Annotated in this window: 14 protein-coding genes and 1 pseudogene; 7 read left to right on the plus strand and 8 right to left on the minus strand. The window is 74.4% G+C overall.

The window, feature by feature from the left end; genetic code table 11:
- Window positions 1–153: 153 nt before the first annotated feature.
- Window positions 154–1,374, plus strand: a pseudogene (locus ACFOX0_RS19550) (S8 family peptidase); the annotation flags it as partial.
- Window positions 1,375–1,477: 103 nt separating this feature from the next.
- Here the strand turns inward: ACFOX0_RS19550 and ACFOX0_RS19555 are convergent.
- The 3 genes from ACFOX0_RS19555 to ACFOX0_RS19565 all read right to left on the minus strand — a co-directional run bounded on the left by ACFOX0_RS19555 (window position 1,478) and on the right by ACFOX0_RS19565 (window position 3,991).
- The gene (locus ACFOX0_RS19555; RefSeq protein WP_377547908.1) at window positions 1,478–1,951 is read right to left on the minus strand and encodes a PepSY domain-containing protein; all 474 of its coding nucleotides are present in this window, start codon (window positions 1,949–1,951) and stop codon (window positions 1,478–1,480) included.
- Between the two features lie 70 nt (window positions 1,952–2,021).
- Complete coding sequence (locus tag ACFOX0_RS19560; RefSeq protein ID WP_377547910.1) at window positions 2,022–3,311, minus strand: sensor histidine kinase; 1,290 nt, start codon at window positions 3,309–3,311, stop codon at window positions 2,022–2,024.
- On the minus strand, window positions 3,308–3,991 hold the full coding sequence (locus ACFOX0_RS19565) for a response regulator transcription factor (protein WP_377547912.1): 684 nt from the start codon (window positions 3,989–3,991) through the stop codon (window positions 3,308–3,310). The genes ACFOX0_RS19560 and ACFOX0_RS19565 overlap by 4 nt, the downstream gene beginning before the upstream one ends.
- Window positions 3,992–4,093: 102 nt before the next feature.
- Here ACFOX0_RS19565 and ACFOX0_RS19570 point away from each other — a divergent pair, with 102 nt between their 5' ends.
- Window positions 4,094–4,567: a septum formation initiator gene (locus tag ACFOX0_RS19570; protein WP_377547915.1), complete on the plus strand. Its 474-nt coding sequence runs from the start codon at window positions 4,094–4,096 to the stop codon at window positions 4,565–4,567.
- A gap of 6 nt (window positions 4,568–4,573) precedes the next feature.
- Here the strand turns inward: ACFOX0_RS19570 and ACFOX0_RS19575 are convergent, their stop codons facing one another.
- Together ACFOX0_RS19575 and ACFOX0_RS19580 are read right to left on the minus strand one after the other, a co-directional pair.
- On the minus strand, window positions 4,574–5,524 hold the full coding sequence (locus tag ACFOX0_RS19575) for a terpene synthase family protein (RefSeq protein ID WP_377547917.1): 951 nt from the start codon (window positions 5,522–5,524) through the stop codon (window positions 4,574–4,576).
- Between the two features lie 200 nt (window positions 5,525–5,724).
- A complete protein-coding gene (locus ACFOX0_RS19580; protein WP_377547919.1) occupies window positions 5,725–6,354 on the minus strand; it encodes a TIGR03085 family metal-binding protein in 630 nt (209 codons plus the stop codon).
- Between the two features lie 191 nt (window positions 6,355–6,545).
- Here ACFOX0_RS19580 and ACFOX0_RS19585 point away from each other — a divergent pair, with 191 nt between their 5' ends.
- The 3 genes from ACFOX0_RS19585 to ACFOX0_RS19595 all read left to right on the plus strand — a co-directional run bounded on the left by ACFOX0_RS19585 (window position 6,546) and on the right by ACFOX0_RS19595 (window position 10,948).
- A complete protein-coding gene (locus ACFOX0_RS19585) occupies window positions 6,546–8,423 on the plus strand; it encodes an ABC transporter ATP-binding protein (protein ID WP_377547922.1) in 1,878 nt (625 codons plus the stop codon).
- Between the two features lie 112 nt (window positions 8,424–8,535).
- Window positions 8,536–10,314, plus strand: coding sequence for an ABC transporter ATP-binding protein (locus ACFOX0_RS19590; protein ID WP_377548058.1), 1,779 nt, complete (start codon window positions 8,536–8,538; stop codon window positions 10,312–10,314).
- Between the two features lie 52 nt (window positions 10,315–10,366).
- A complete protein-coding gene (locus tag ACFOX0_RS19595; protein WP_377548060.1) occupies window positions 10,367–10,948 on the plus strand; it encodes an NAD(P)H-dependent oxidoreductase in 582 nt (193 codons plus the stop codon).
- A gap of 178 nt (window positions 10,949–11,126) precedes the next feature.
- On the opposite strand, the gene ACFOX0_RS19600 is transcribed toward ACFOX0_RS19595, so the two are convergent.
- Genes ACFOX0_RS19600 through ACFOX0_RS19610 form a run of 3 tightly spaced genes read right to left on the minus strand, consistent with a single transcriptional unit; the run spans window position 11,127 to window position 13,297 of the window.
- Window positions 11,127–11,789 carry a TetR/AcrR family transcriptional regulator gene (locus tag ACFOX0_RS19600; RefSeq protein WP_377547924.1) on the minus strand — a complete coding sequence of 221 codons (663 nt, stop codon included), beginning with the start codon at window positions 11,787–11,789 and terminating at the stop codon, window positions 11,127–11,129.
- Between the two features lie 21 nt (window positions 11,790–11,810).
- Entirely contained in the window at window positions 11,811–12,566 is a 756-nt protein-coding gene (locus ACFOX0_RS19605) for an ABC transporter permease (protein ID WP_377547926.1), read from the minus strand.
- Window positions 12,563–13,297, minus strand: a complete 735-nt coding sequence (locus tag ACFOX0_RS19610) for an ABC transporter ATP-binding protein (protein WP_377547929.1) — start codon at window positions 13,295–13,297, stop codon at window positions 12,563–12,565. Before ACFOX0_RS19610 ends, ACFOX0_RS19605 begins: the two co-directional genes overlap by 4 nt.
- A 111-nt stretch (window positions 13,298–13,408) precedes the next feature.
- On the opposite strand from ACFOX0_RS19610, the gene ACFOX0_RS19615 reads away from it, so the two are divergent.
- Window positions 13,409–13,840, plus strand: a complete 432-nt coding sequence (locus ACFOX0_RS19615) for a MerR family transcriptional regulator (RefSeq protein WP_377547931.1) — start codon at window positions 13,409–13,411, stop codon at window positions 13,838–13,840.
- Window positions 13,841–13,903: 63 nt separating this feature from the next.
- Complete coding sequence (locus ACFOX0_RS19620; RefSeq protein ID WP_377547933.1) at window positions 13,904–14,755, plus strand: nucleotidyltransferase domain-containing protein; 852 nt, start codon at window positions 13,904–13,906, stop codon at window positions 14,753–14,755.
- The last annotated feature ends 26 nt before the right edge of the window (window positions 14,756–14,781 follow it).

Here is a 14,781-nt window from a genome sequence, read left to right on the forward strand (position 1 = left end):
CGGCCAGTCCCGCCCGTGCCCGGGTCGGATGCCAGGTGGACCGGCCGGTCACCGCCGGTGGTATGAGCCGGCAGGGATCTGGAGGCGCCCGGCAACTCTCAATAGACTTCCTTCGATTACGCACGCGGGTGCGGGATCAGGGAGGAGCGGAAAATGACACTTCCCGACGTACGGCGGAACGCCCGACTGGTGGTGGGCGTTCTCGCCGCGGTGGTGACCGGCGCGGCGGCGACCACCGGCCCGGCGGTCGCCGCCGAACCGACCGGCCAGATCCGGTACGCGGACAGCCCGGCCGCGATCGCCGGCAGCTACATCGTCGCGCTCACCGACGGCGCGGTCGGCGCCCGGGCCGGTACGGCGCGGGCGGCCACCGCCGTACCGGCCCGGGCCACCGACCTGACGGCCCGCTACGGCGGCAGCGTCACCCGGGTCTACGGCGCCGCGCTGAACGGCTTCGCGGCGAAGCTGACCGCCGGCCAGGCCCGCCGGCTGGCGGCCAACCCGGCGGTCGCCTACGTCGAGCAGGACCAGGTGATGTCGATCAGCGCCACCCAGGCGAACCCCCCGTCCTGGGGCCTGGACCGGATCGACCAGCGGGACCTGCCGCTGAACCGGTCCTACACCTATCCGAACACGGCCGCCAACGTGCGGGCCTACATCATCGACACCGGCATCCGGTTCTCCCACAACGACTTCGGCGGTAGGGCCAGCAGTGGATACGACGCGGTCGACGGCGGTTCGGCCGACGACTGCAACGGCCACGGCACGCACGTCGCCGGCACGGTCGGCGGCACCTCGTACGGGGTGGCCAAGGCGGTCCGGCTGGTCGGCGTCCGGGTGCTCGACTGCTCCGGCAGCGGCAGCACCTCGGGCGTGGTCGCGGGCGTCAACTGGGTCACCGCCAACGCCGTCAAGCCGGCCGTGGCGAACATGAGCCTGGGCGGCGGCGCCAGCACGACGCTGGACAACGCGGTGGCCAACTCGATCTCCTCCGGCGTCACCTACGCGCTGGCGGCGGGCAACTCCAACGCCAACGCGTGCAACTCGTCGCCGGCGCGTACCCCGTCGGCGATCACGGTGGGCGCGACCACCAGCACCGATGCCCGCGCGTCGTACTCGAACTACGGGACCTGCCTGGACATCTTCGCCCCGGGCACGTCGATCACCTCCGCCTGGTACTCCAGCAACACCGCGACCAACACCATCAGCGGTACGTCGATGGCCTCGCCGCACGTGGCGGGCGCCTCGGCGCTGGTGCTGGGCGCCAACCCGTCCTTCACCCCCCAACAGGTCCGCGACTACCTGGTCAACAACGCCACCACCGGCAAGGTCACCAGCCCCGGTAGCGGCTCGGCGAACCGGCTGCTGTTCGTCGTCAACTGACCGCTGCGCACCCGGGGGCCGGCGGCACCTGCCGCCGGCCCCCGGGCCTTGCCGGCACCGGTCGGTCGCCTCGCCGGAAATCACCTGGAAGCGGTCAGCGGTCGCCGGTCCGTTCGTACCGGACGACCTGGCCGGTCGTGGCGTCCACGTCCACCCGGTCCCGGCCGCCGGACCGGGCGATCCGCACGCTCCACACCGCCCGACCGTGCTCGGTCTCGGCCTCCACCTTGACCACGCTGCCGCCACCGGTGCGGGCCAGCGCGATCTCCACCGCCCGGTCCCGCCCGGCCGCGCCGGCGGCGGCCGACGGTCCGCCGGTGGTCGGTCGCCCGGGCGAACCGGCTACGGACCGGTCGTCCGAACCGACCCGGGCCGGGTTGTCCTCGGGGCCGGTCGTCGAACGGGCGGCCGGCCGGACCGCCGGGTCGGCGGCCGGAGCCGGTGTGGCCGGGACGATCGGCCGGGACCGCCCGGCGTCCACCTCGGCGGCGCCGGCACCCAGCGCCGTGCCGGTGATCGCGGCCGCGATCACGCCGCCGGTGATCAGGACGAGAGTCTTGCGGGTCATCGGGAACCTCCTGTGCTCGTCGATGCCCCAAGGTTCGCTTGATCCCGGATAGCGGCGCGCTGCGCCGACCCTAAGGAGAGGTAAAGGTGCGCGGCGGGCCGAGTTCCAGGGTCACCCGCAGCCCGCGTACCGCCCCGGCGGCCAGGTCGAGCCGCCCGCCGCTGGTCCGGGCGGCCCGGCGGGCGATGTCCAGCCCGAGCCCGGTCGACCCGGCCGAGGACGCCCCGCGCCGCACCCGCTCCGCCGGCAGGCCGGGGCCCTCGTCGGCCACCACCAGCACCGCGCCGCCGGCCGGCCCGGCGCGCAGGGTGACCGCGACGGCGGTGCCGTCCGGGGTGTGCGCGAAGACGTTGCCGAGCAGCGCGTCCACCACGGCCGCCAGTTCGTCGGCGGGCACCCGGACCGGCAACGGACCGTCGGCCAGGTCCAGGTCGACCTCCCGCCCGGTGTCCTCGGCCAGCACCGACCAGAACGCCACCCGCTCGCCGACCACGGCGGCGGCGTCGCAGGCGGTGTCGGCGTCCGGGTCCCGTCGCCACCGGGCCTGCCGGATCAGCCCGGTGACCGCGCGTTCCAGCCCGTCCACGGCGGCACCCACCCGGGCCGCCTCGGCCGGATCGGCCAGCGACTCGGCCTCCAGCCGCAGCGAGGTCAGCGGGGTACGCAGCCGGTGCGACAGGTCGGCCAGCTGTTCGCGTTCGTCCTGCAGCAGCTCCTGGATCCGGCCGGCGAGGTGGTTCAGCGCGCCGGCCACCTCGCGCAGTTCCGGCGGTCCGGTCGGCCGGGCGCGGGCGGTCAGGTCGGCCCGGGCCAGCCGGTGCGACACCGCCGACAGCTCACTGATCGGCGCGGTCAGCGAGCCGGCCAGCCGGTCGGCGACCAGCAGGCCGACCAGCAACAGGGCCACCCCGAGCGTGCCCAGCACCAGCCAGGACCGGTCCACTCCGCGGGTCAGTTCGGCGCGGGACACGACGGTCCGGATCACCGCCGTACCCTCGGGCCGGCCGGTCACCGCCACCACGATCTCGTTCCCGTCCGGACCGGTGACGGTCAGGCTCCGGCCGGCCCGGGCGGCCAGCTCGACCGCCGGGGTACGCGCCGCGGGCGTGCCGAGCACCGTCCCGTCCGGCAGGTACACCGTCATCGACCGGCCGGTGGCCGTCACCTGCTCGACGGTCAGCCGCAGGGCGGCCCGGTCGGCGGTGCCCACCACGGCGACGACGCCCTGCGCCTCGGTGGTGGCGGCCACCAGGGCCCGGTCCCGGGCCACCCCGCGCAGCAGCACCGCCAGCGGCACCAGGAAGGCCAGCAGCACCAGGCACGTGGTGGCCGCCACCAGCAGGGTCAGCCGGCGCCTCACGGCAGGGCGCCCAGGCGTACCCCGACGCCGCGCACGGTGTGCAGGTAGCGCGGTTCCCGGGCGGTCTCGCCGAGCTTGCGGCGCAACCAGGACAGGTGCACGTCGACCGTCTTGTCCGCCCCGCCGTACGGCACCTGCCACACCTCGGTCAACAGTTCCCGCTTGGTGACCACCTGCCCCGGCCGGCAGGCCAGGTAGTGCAGCAGGTCGAACTCGCGCGGGGTGAGTTCCAGCGGCCGACCGGCCAGCGTCGCCCGCCGGCCGGCCGGGTCGATCCGCAGCTCGTCGACGACCAGCGTCACCGGTGCCTCCGGCCGTCCCGGGCCGCGCCGCAGCACCGCCCGGATCCGCGCGTCGAGCTGCGCGGCGGTGAACGGCTTGACCACGTAGTCGTCCGCGCCGGCGTCCAGGCCGCGCACCACGTCCCGGTCGTCGTCCCGGGCGGTGGCGACGATGACCGGGACGTGGCTCACCGCGCGGACCATCCGGAGCAGTTCCAGGCCGTCCCGGTCCGGCAGGCCCAGGTCGAGCACCACCAGGTCGGGCCGGTCGTCCAGCACCGCCTGCAGTCCGGCCATGGCGGTGGACGCGGCGGCGACCGCGTGTCCCCGTTCGCGCAGGGCCCGCAGCAGCGGGGTACGGATCGCCGGGTCGTCCTCGATCAGCAGCAGGCGGGGCACATCGGAACGCTACCGTCCCCCGGCCGGTCCGGCCGCTCACGTTAACCCGGCCTTAGGATCACCCGGTGCCCGCCTTAACCGGGCACCGGGCATAGTCACGGGATGCACCGTCGTACCGTGCTCGTCGTCGTCGGGTGGTTCGTGGCCGCCGCGGCGGCCACCGGCGCCGGCCTGGCCGCGGTCCGGGTGATCGGCGACGGCATCACCGCCGGCCCGGGCGCCGAGGTGGTGGACGCCGACCGGGTGGCCCGCGACCTGGCCGCCGCGACCCCGACCGGCCCCACGCCCACCGCCACCGCACCCACCACGCCGACCGCCACCGCCGCACCCACGCCGTCCGCCGTCGGTCGTCGGGCGGTGGCGGCCACCCCCGGCGGTACGGTGATCGCCGAGTGCGTCGGCCCGACCGTCCGGCTGGTCACCGTCGCGCCGGCCCAGGGCTTCGGCGTACGGCGGCAGGACGCCGAACCGGACGACCACGCCCGGGTCGAGTTCGCCGGGGACGGTGGCCGGATCGAGGTGGACGTCCGCTGCCGGACCGGCCGGCCCGACATCACCTGGGACCGACACGACTGACCGGGTTCAGTAGTAGCGGCTCGCCCGGAGCGACCAGTCGTAGGTGCCGCGGATCCAGCAGCGTCGGGCGTCGGCGAACCGCCGCACCGCCGGCGCCGCGTCGGTGAGCAGTTCCCGCTCCAGGCCGAGGTAGGTGTCGAGGCCGGCGTTGAACCGGTTCGCCGCGTCGGTCAGCGCCGCCTCCTCGTCCTGGCCGGTCTCCAGCGCGATGGTGACGGCGAGGTTGTGCCCGTCCTCTCCCAGCCGGCGTTCCTTGTCGTACGAGAAGACGTCGTTGCACCAGCAGACCAGGTCGGCGGCCAGCCGGTCCATTCGGGACAGTGCCGGGTCGGCGAGCAGTTCCGCCCCCGGCAGGGCGCCGTGTGCGAGGTCGGTCAGCGTGAAGCTCGGGTGCACCGCGCCGGTGTGCCGGCGCATCCGGATGTACTCGGCGACCGCCGGGACCCGGTGGTGTTCCCGGTTCGCCGCCTCCCACAGCAGGGCCAGCAGATACTCCCGCAGGTCACCGACGAAGCGCAGCAGCGACGGCGGGTGGTTCTGCCGGCGTACCCGTCGGCACAGGTCGTGCAGCGCGACGCCGAGCGGTCCGCCGGCGACCGGCGGCGGCACGGTCCCGGCGCCGGACAGGTCGAGCACCTCCAGCAGCCGGGCCACCACCGGCGCCAGCCGGCGGGGGTCGGCGCCCAGCCCGTCGTCGTCGCAACTGTCGTCGAAGGCGAACAGCCAGGTGATCAGGTCGGCGAGCAGGCCGAGCGGTCCCGGATCGGCGTCCGGGCAGGCCCGCCCGGCGAGTTCCCCGGCGTTGGCCCGGGCCAGCCGGTCGGCGGCGTCCGAGGTGGACACCAGGCCGAGTTCGGCCGCCCAGCCGGCGGACCGGTCACCGACCTCCGTGGTGTGGCGGTTGACTTTGCTGGGAAAGGGTGGTCCGTGCAGTGCCGCAACGGCGAAGGACCGCATGTCTCCTCCTGTCGCACGGTCGTCCGGCGAGGACGGTCGCGGCGCGCCGGAACACCGGCCGGAGTGGACACCGAACTCCTCCGGGCGGCGTCGCACTCCGCGGCAGCCTCGGGACACCCGCGGGAATGCGAAGAAGCGTACGGCCAACCGAGCGGTGACAACTGTCACGACTCAGGGTGCCCGGGATGAGCGGCGGGTCGTCAGACCCCGAACCGGGTGGTCCGCAACCGTTCGGCGGTCGCCGGCGGACCGTCGAGCTGCACCCGGGCCACGCGCTGCCGGCCGAACAGGAACATCACGAGTTCACCGGGCCCGCCGACCAGCCGGAGCCGGTCCCCGCCGGCGCCGGTGGAGACCTCGCCGTGCCCTGGGGCCTGGACCAGGACGGCGGCCGGGAAGCGGCGCAGGTTCAGCCGGGCGACGATCGGCAGCCGCTTCCACAGCGCGGCGTCCAGTTCCGCGGACAGCGTCCGGGGGCGCCAGTTCGGCTGGGCCCGCCGCAGGTCCTCGTGGTGGACGAAGAACTCCAGCAGGTTGGTGAGTTCGTCGACCAGCGGGTTGCTCACCGGGCTCCACCACGGTGCCCGCCGTACCTGGTCGACCAGTTGGGGGAAGGGCTGGGCCGCCACCGTCGCCTGGACCCGGTCGGCGTGCCCGCGCAGCGGCCCCAGCAGGATCCCGGCGGCCGCGTCCGGTCGGCGTTCGCGCACCACCAGGTGCGCGGCCAGGTCCCGCGCGGTCCAGCCCTCGTTGATGGTCGGGGCGTCCGGCCCGACCGCGAGCAGCAACTCGGCGAGGGTCCGGCGTTCCAGCTGGGCATACCGCGGCATGTCCAGATGGTAGATCCGATCCGATCCGGGCCGCGGGTCCGCCGGCCGATCCCGACGGACCGGATCGTGGCCGGCGCCCGCCCGCGGCGACGGCGACTGTGAGGGCGGACACGTCGGCCGACGGCCACACCCGGCCAGACCGTCGTGGGTAAGGGTTAGATTGACGGGTACGGCTTACTGCGGGGGAGAGTGTGGCGACAAAGACTAGCCGGGACGTGCTCGGCAGGGGAATCCGCGTGCTCGGCCGGGCGATCCGCGAGGAACCGCGCATCTTCACCGTGGCGGTCGCCGGCAGCGTGCTGTTCGGTTTGTTGATCATCGCCAACGCGTACGTGGTGGGTGCCGTGGTCGGCAAGGTGGTGGTCCCCGCGTTCGCCCGCGGCCGGGCCGACACCGGACTGGTCGCGCTCGCCGCCGCCGCGCTGCTGGCGGTCAGCGTGCTGCGGGTGGTCGGCATCGTCGGCCGCCGGCTCGGCGCCGGTTACATGCAGTACCGCCTGCAGGCCGCCTACCGGCGCCGGGTCACCCGCCGCTACCTGGAACTGCCGCTGTCCTGGCACCACCGGCACGCCACCGGCACCCTGCTGTCCAACGCCAACTCCGACGTCGAGGCCGCCTGGTTCCCGATCGCGCCGCTGCCGTTCGCGGTCGGCACCCTGGTGATGCTGGTCGCCGCGATCGGCTCGCTGCTGGCCACCGACTGGGTCTTCGCCCTGGTCGGCCTGACCATCTTCCCGGCGCTGTTCGCGCTGAACGTGGTCTACTCCCGCCGGATGGCGCCCCGCCAGGCCCGGGCCCAGCGGATGCGGGCCGAGGTCAGCGCGATCGCGCACGAGAGCTTCGACGGCGCCCTGGTGGTCAAGACGATGGGCCGGGAGGCGCAGGAGACCGCCCGGTTCGCGGCGCGGGCCGCCGAACTGCGGGACGCGTTGATCTCGGTCGGCCGGCTGCGCGGCCTCTTCGACCCGATGCTGGAGACCCTGCCCAGCATCGGCACCCTGGCCGTCCTGGTCGTCGGCGCGGTCCGGTTGCGCGAGGGCGCCATCACGATCACCGAACTGGTCAGCGTCGCCTTCCTGTTCACCGTGTTGGCCTTCCCGGTCCGGGCGGTCGGCTGGGTGCTGGCCGAGCTGCCCCGCAGCGTGGCCGGTTGGGACCGGTTGCAGGACGTGCTGACCGCCACCGGCGAGATGCCGTACGGGGACACCGCGCTGGACCCGGACCGACGCGGACCGGCCGAACTGGTCCTCGACGGGGTCACCTTCGGCTACCCCTCCGCCGCCGATGAGGCCGTACCGGTGCTGCGGGACGTGTCGTTCCGGGTGCCGGCCGGTCGTACCGTGGCGCTGGTCGGCCCGACCGGGTCGGGCAAGTCCACCATCGCCTCGCTCACCGCCCGGCTGGTCGACCCGGACCACGGCACGATCGCCCTCGACGGGATCGACCTGCGGTCGCTGACCGCCGGCTCGCTGGCCGGCAACATCGCGCTGGTGGCCCAGGTCCCGTTCGTCTTCGACGACACCGTCCGGGCCAACATCACCCTGGACCGGCCGGGGATCACCGACCGGGACGTCTGGGCCGCGCTGCGGCTGGCCGAGGCGGCCGGCTTCGTCGAGGCACTGCCGGACGGATTGGACACCATGGTGGGCGAGCGCGGCACGTCGCTCTCCGGCGGCCAGCGGCAACGGCTCACCCTGGCCCGGGCGCTCGCCGGCCGGCCCCGGCTGCTGGTGCTGGACGACGCCACCAGCGCCGTCGACCCCCGGGTCGAGGCGGCCATCCTGGCCGCCCTGCGCGGTGGCCGGGACGGCGGCCCGGACGCCGTCACGCCGGACGGCGGCCCGACCGGCCCCGCCGCGTCGATCCTGGTGGTCGCCTACCGCCGGGCCACCATCGCGCTCGCCGACGAGGTGGTCTACGTCGAGCAGGGCCGGGTGATCGCCCGGGGCACCCACCAGACGCTGCTGGCGACCACGCCCGGCTACGCCGACCTGGTCACCGCCTACGAGAAGGCCGAGGCCGAACGGGACCGGCGGCACGAGGAGGAAGCGGAGGTGGCGGTCCAGTGAGCGCGAGGAGTGCAGCGCAGCGGAGCCCCGCAGTCGCGAACGAAGGTGAGCTCCAGTGAGCGCGAGGAGTGCAGCGCAGCGGAGCCCCGCAGTCGCGAACGAAGGTGAGCCGCTGACGGCGGCGACGGCGGAGCGGACCGAGGGCACCTGGCAGACCCTGCGCCGAGGGCTGGCGCTGTCCCCGGAGTTGCGGACCGGGCTGGCCGGCACGCTGGTGCTCGCGCTGATCTCGATGGTGGGCCGGGTGGCCGTACCGGTGGCGGTGCAGCGCGGGATCGACCAGGGGCTGCGCGCGTCCGACGGGCCGGACCTCGGCGTGGTCGGCGCGATCGTGGCGCTCACCGCCGGCGTGCTCGTGATCACCACGGCCTGCGGTTACCTGATGATGCGCCGGCTGTTCACGGTGAGCGAGACGGCCCTGGCCGGGGTGCGGACCCGGGCGTTCCGGCACGTGCACGACCTGTCGATGCTGCACCAGCAGTCCGAGCGGCGCGGCTCGCTGGTGTCCCGGGTGACCAGCGACGTCGACCAGATCACCCAGTTCCTCCAGTGGGGCGGCGTGATCCTGCTGGTCAACCTCGGCCAGCTGACGGTCACCACGCTGGTGATGGCGGCCTACTCGTGGCAGCTCACCCTGGTGGTGTTCGTGACCTTCCTGCCCGCGGTGCTGGTCATCCGGCTGCTGCAGCGTCGGCTCGCCGGGGCGTACGGGCTGGTCCGGCAGCGGATGGGCGCCATGCTGGGGGCGATCGGGGAGAGCGTCGTCGGGGCGCCGGTGATCCGGGCGTACGGGATCTCCGGTCGGACCGCGGGCCGGCTGGACCGGACCATCGAGGCGCAGCGGGAGGCCCAGCAGAAGGCCATCCGGATCAGCATCTTCGGCTCCTCGGTGGGTGAACTGGCGGCCGGCCTGGCGCTGGCCGCCGTGGTGCTGCTCGGCGTCCGGCTCGGCGTCGACGGCGGGCTGAGCATCGGGCAGCTCACCGCGTTCCTGTTCCTGGTCACGCTCTTCATCCAGCCGGTGCAGATCGCCACTGAGGTGCTCAACGAGGCGCAGAACGCCATCGCCGGCTGGCGTCGGGTGCTCGACGTACTGGACCTGGCGCCGGACGTGGCGGACCCGGCCGAGCACGGGGTGGCCCTGCCGCCCGGCCCGCTCGACGTCCGCTTCGACGAGGTGAGCTTCGCCTACCCGGACGGTCCGGTGGTGCTGTCCGACGTGTCGCTGGAGATCCCGGCCAAGACCCGGGTCGCCGTGGTCGGCGAGACCGGCAGCGGAAAGACCACCTTCGCGAAGCTGCTCACCCGGCTGATGGATCCCACCGCCGGGTCGGTACGGCTGTCCGGCGTACCGCTGGACCGGGTGCGGTTCGACTCGCTGCGGTCCCGGGTGGTGATGGTGCCGCAGGACGGCTTCCTGTTCGACGCGACGGTGGCGGACAACGTCCGGTTCGCCCGTCCGGACCTCGACGACGCCGACCTCGAACTGGCCTTCTCCGAGCTCGGCCTGGCCGACTGGGTGGCCGGCCTGCCGGCCGGACTGCGTACCCCGGTCGGCGAGCGCGGCGAGGCGCTCAGCGTCGGCGAGCGGCAACTCGTCGCCCTGGCCCGGGCGTACGTGGCGGACCCGGATCTGCTGGTGTTGGACGAGGCGACCAGCGCGGTGGACCCGGCCACCGAGGTACGCCTGCAGCGCACCCTGGACGCGGTGACCCGGGGCCGGACCACGGTCGCCATCGCGCACCGGCTGTCCACCGCGCAGGCGGCCGACGAGGTGATCGTGGTGGACCGGGGTCGGGTGGTGCAGCGCGGCCCGCACGACGAACTGGTCCGCGACCCGGAGTCGATCTACGGCCTGCTGTACGCCTCCTGGCTGGAGCAGACCCGCTAGGCCGGGGCCGCGCGGTGCGCACCGGCTGACCTACCATCGACCGGTGCGGATCATGGTCGTACTCGCCCACCCCCGACCCGGCAGCTTCTGCCACGCCCTCGCGGACCGGGTCCGGTCCACCGCCGAGGCCGCGGGTCACGTCGTCACCGTGCACGATCTCGACGCCGAGGGCTTCGAACCGGTGCGCGGGGCGGACGACCTCGTCCGGGCGCACCGCGCCGGCCTGGTCGCCGCCGACGGTCTCGCCGTGGTGCATCCGAACTGGTGGGGCAAGCCACCCGCGATCCTGGCGGGTTGGCTGGACCGGGTCGTCGTGCCGGGCGTGGCCTACGAGCTGCCCGACGCCGCGGGCGTGCCGACGGGCCTGTTGCGGCTGCGCGGTGCCCTGGTCCTGAACACCGGCGACACGCCGCCCGAGCGGGAGCGGGTCGTCTTCGGCGACCCGTTGGACGCGGTGTGGCGCCGGTGCGTTCTGGACTTCTGCGGTGTGCCGCCCGAGGCCGTGCACCGCCGGCTGTTCGGGCCGCTGGCCGGCAGCACCGCATCCGTGCGGGGGGAATGGTTGGCCGAGGCGGCGCGTCTGGCCGCGACCGCGTTCCCGCCGGTCGGACCGACGGTGGTCGACGGAGCGTAACCACGAACTCGGGCTCGTCCGCCCCGACGCGGGTCTGCGGGCGGCATCGAGTCGGCGCTGGCCCGGGCGCGGGCCGGGTGGTCCGCCGAGCCGACGGCCAGGAACCCGCCGACCCGAGGGGAACCGGCCACGACGTCCACCGCGCCCGGTCGGCCGACCGGGATGGCGGCCGGCCCGATCAGTCGGTCGGCCCGGTGGCGCGGTCGGTCGCCGGTCCCGTGCCGGTCGCACCGAGCAGCCGGACCGCGTCGGTCAGGTCACCGGTGACGTAGCGCTGGATGGTCGGGCCCAGCGTGGCGACCACCACCTCCGCGGGCGCGGACGCCAGCGGCTCCAGCTTGATGATGTAGCGCATGATCGCCATCCCGGCCATCTGGGAGGCGACCAGCGACCCGCGCAGCGGCGCCTCGGCCGGGTCGAGGTCCAGCCCGGCCAGCGCCCGGCGGAGGATCTGGGTGACCAGGAACTCGCGCAGCAGCCGGGCGCCCCAGTCGCTGCTCACCCCGGACCGCACCAGCGCGACGGCCGTCCCCCCGGCCGGCGAGTCCCACACGGTCAGGAAGGTCCGGACCAGCCGCTCGCCGAACCCGTCACGACCGCCGGTGAGCAGGCCGGGCAGGATGGCGCCGGGATCGATCGGCGAGTTCATCGCGGCCAGGAAGAGCTGGTCCTTGGTGCCGAAGTAGTGGTGCACCAGCGCCGGGTCCACCCCGGCCGCGCCGGCGATGGCCCGGATCGACGCGCCGTCGAAACCCTTCTCCGCGAACGCGTCGCGGGCCGCGGCCAGGATCGCCTCCCGGGTGTCCGGGTTGCCGGGCCGCCGCCCGCTCCGCCGTGCCACAGGTCCCCTCTCTCCCGCCGGTCAGCTCGTCCGGCGCCGCAGCGTCGCCGCGGCCAGCACCAACGCCACCACCACCGCGCCGGCCACGACGCCGAGATCCCGCCACATCGTGCCGGTCGCGTCGGTGTGCGCGCCGACCTCCTGCAGCGCCTCGACCGCGTACGTCAGCGGCAGCGCGTTGCTGATCCCGTGCAGCCAACCGGCCATCTGGTCGCGTGCGACGAACAGCCCGCAGAGCAGGATCTGTGGGATCACCACGACCGGCATGAACTGTACGGCCTGGAACTCGGTCCGGGCGAAGGCGCTGCACAGCAGCCCGAGCGCCACCCCGAGCACGGCGTTCACCACCGCGATCAGGATCACCAACCCGGCCGGCCCGGCGGTGTCCAGCCCGAACACCCAGTACGCGACGGCGGACGCCACGCTCGCCTGCACCGCGGCGGCCAGCCCGAACGCGATGCCGTAGCCGAACAGCAGGTCCAGCTTGCCCAGCGGGGTGGTGAGCAGCCGTTCGAGGGTGCCGGTGGTGCGCTCGCGCAGCATCGCGATGCTGGTCACCAGGAACATGATGGTGAACGGGAAGATGCCCAACATGATCAACGCGACCCGGTCGAACATGGCCGGCTGGCCGGGCGGGGTCGGCTGGTCGGCGTACATGTAGTAGACCAGCGTGAGCAGCACGGCCGGGACGACCAGCAGCAGGGCGACCGTACGCCGGTCGTGCCGCAGCTGGCGCAGGATGCGGACGATGGTGCTGCCCAGGATCCGCGGGTTCATGACGCGCCCCTCTCCACGTCGCGTTCCTGGTCCCGGATGAGGCGCAGGAACGCCTCGTCCAGGTCGTCGGTGCCGGCCCGGCGGCGGACCGCGTCCGGGGTGTCGTCGGCGATCAGCGCGCCGTCGCGGATCATCAGGAGCCGGTCGCAGCGGGCGGCCTCGTCCATCACGTGGCTGGACACCAGCAGCGTGGCGCCGTCGGCGGCCAGCGCGTGGAACCGCCGCCACAGCTCGTCCCGCAGCACCGGGTCCTGGCCGACGGTCGGCTCGTCGAGGACGATCAGCTCGGGGCGGCCGACCAGCGCGCAGGCCAGCGAGGCCCGGCTGCGCTGGCCGCCGGAGAGCGTGCCGACCAGTTGCTTCGCCGCGTCGGCCAGGCCCACCTCGGCGATCACCCGGTCCGCCTCGGCGGCCGGTGTGCCGTGCAGGGTGGCGAAGTACCGGGCGTTCTCCCGCACGGTCAGGTCGGCGTAGACGCTGGGCGCCTGGGTCAGGTAGCCGATCCGGCGGCGCAGGGCCGGCGACCCGGCCGGTGTGCCGAGCACGCTCACCGACCCGCCGGACACCTTCTGCACGCCGACCACCGCGCGCATCAGGGTGGTCTTCCCGCTGCCACTCGGCCCGAGCAGGCCGGTCACCCGGCCGGCCGGCACCCGGCAGCTCAACCGGTGCAACACCTCGCGTCCGCCTCGGCGGACCACGAGGTCACGCACCTCGATCGCGGTCTCCATGGCTCCTCCCGACTAATTCAACACCTGATGAACTCAACGCTAGTTGAAATCTTGCCGGGGCACAACAGCCCCCTTGACTTCGAGTGCGCTCGAACTGGAAGCCTGGTAGCCGTGGACACACACCGGGACGAGATGACGTGGACGGTGAGCGAGGCCGCCGAGCGGGTCGGGCTGACCGCGTACACGCTGCGCTGGTACGAGCAGGAAGGACTGCTCGACCGGGTCGGCCGGGACTCGGCCGGCCGGCGGCGGTACACCAAGGCGGATCTGGACTGGCTGGTGCTGCTCACCCGGCTGCGTCGGACCGGCATGCCGATCCGGGACATGCGCCGGTACGCCGACCTGGCCCGGCAGGGCGAGGGCACGATCGGCAGCCGGCTGGCGCTGTTCCGGACGCACCGGGACCGGGTGCTGACCCGGATCGCGGAACTGGAACAGGACCTCGCCGCGCTCAACCATAAAATCGACATGTACGGCCGGCTGGTCGAGGCCGGCGGGTCCGTCGAACCGGCGCTCGGCGTACCCGCCCGGACGCCGGGCTGACCGGACAGGCCGGCAGGCAACGGGCATTGCGCTTCTGAACGGGCATGCGGCACGATGACGGCCGTGTCCGCCCGTACCACGCTGGCCCCAGGTTTTCTCGACGACTGGGTGGACCGGCTGCGCACCGTCCCCGGTCCACCCGCCGTCGCCCTGCTGCTGCGCGGCAGCCACGCCCGGGACGCCGCGACCGAGTTCAGCGACGTCGACCTGGACCTGCTGGTGGCCGACCCGGTGCCGGCCCGCAACCCGGCGTACCTGGCCCAGACCGGCGACCGGCTGGTGCACGTCTCGGTGGCGGTCCGCGACGTCGAGTCCTGGCTGGCCCGCCTCGACCAGCCCGCCCCCTGGGCGTTCGGCCTGCCGGTGGCCGCGCCGGCCCGGCTGCTGTGGGCCGACCCGGTCTGGCGGTCCCGGGTCGACCGGAACCTGATCTGCCAGCCCGGCCGGGAACCGGAACTCGAGGACCTGGTCGCCGACCTGGGGAAGGCGACCGGCGCGTTCGTCGCCGGGGACGAACTCGGGGTCCGGCTGGCCGCGGCGGACCTGGCCCGGCGCTGCCCGTCGGTGCTGCGCTGGGCCAACCCGCCGGTCACCGTCACCTCCCGCCGGGGCGCGCTGGAGACGGCACTGGGCCTGCCGGTCGCCCCGCCCGGCTACCGGGCCGACCTGCTGGCGTGCCTGGGCGCGCGACCCCGCTCCGCCGGGCAACTGCAGGCCGCCGCGCACCGGCTGGTCGCCGGCACGCTCACCCTGGTCCGGCCGTACGCCGACCAGTTCGTCCCGGCGGTCGGGGCGGACCTGGCCGCGGCACTGGCCGACGGGCGGCTGGCCCGCTACGTGGACCAGCTGGGCCGACGCGACCGGTTCCCGGCCAACCGGCGGCGGGCCGGCGGCGGGTCGGACTGGGCGGGGTGATCCCGGCCACAGGGCGGGCGGGGTGC

The sequence above is a fragment of the Micromonospora zhanjiangensis genome (assembly GCF_042650605.1).
In the GTDB taxonomy this organism is placed as follows: domain Bacteria; phylum Actinomycetota; class Actinomycetes; order Mycobacteriales; family Micromonosporaceae; genus Micromonospora_J; species Micromonospora_J zhanjiangensis.

Coding starts and splice junctions, on each gene's coding strand:
- ACFOX0_RS19605 (WP_377547926.1), bottom strand. CDS start 12,566: ATGAACCCGCGGATCCTGGGCAGCACCATCGTCCGCATCCTGCGCCAG.
- ACFOX0_RS19555 (WP_377547908.1), bottom strand. CDS start 1,951: ATGACCCGCAAGACTCTCGTCCTGATCACCGGCGGCGTGATCGCGGCC.
- ACFOX0_RS19575 (WP_377547917.1), bottom strand. CDS start 5,524: ATGCGGTCCTTCGCCGTTGCGGCACTGCACGGACCACCCTTTCCCAGC.
- ACFOX0_RS19570 (WP_377547915.1), top strand. CDS start 4,094: ATGCACCGTCGTACCGTGCTCGTCGTCGTCGGGTGGTTCGTGGCCGCC.
- ACFOX0_RS19595 (WP_377548060.1), top strand. CDS start 10,367: ATGGTCGTACTCGCCCACCCCCGACCCGGCAGCTTCTGCCACGCCCTC.
- ACFOX0_RS19580 (WP_377547919.1), bottom strand. CDS start 6,354: ATGCCGCGGTATGCCCAGCTGGAACGCCGGACCCTCGCCGAGTTGCTG.
- ACFOX0_RS19610 (WP_377547929.1), bottom strand. CDS start 13,297: ATGGAGACCGCGATCGAGGTGCGTGACCTCGTGGTCCGCCGAGGCGGA.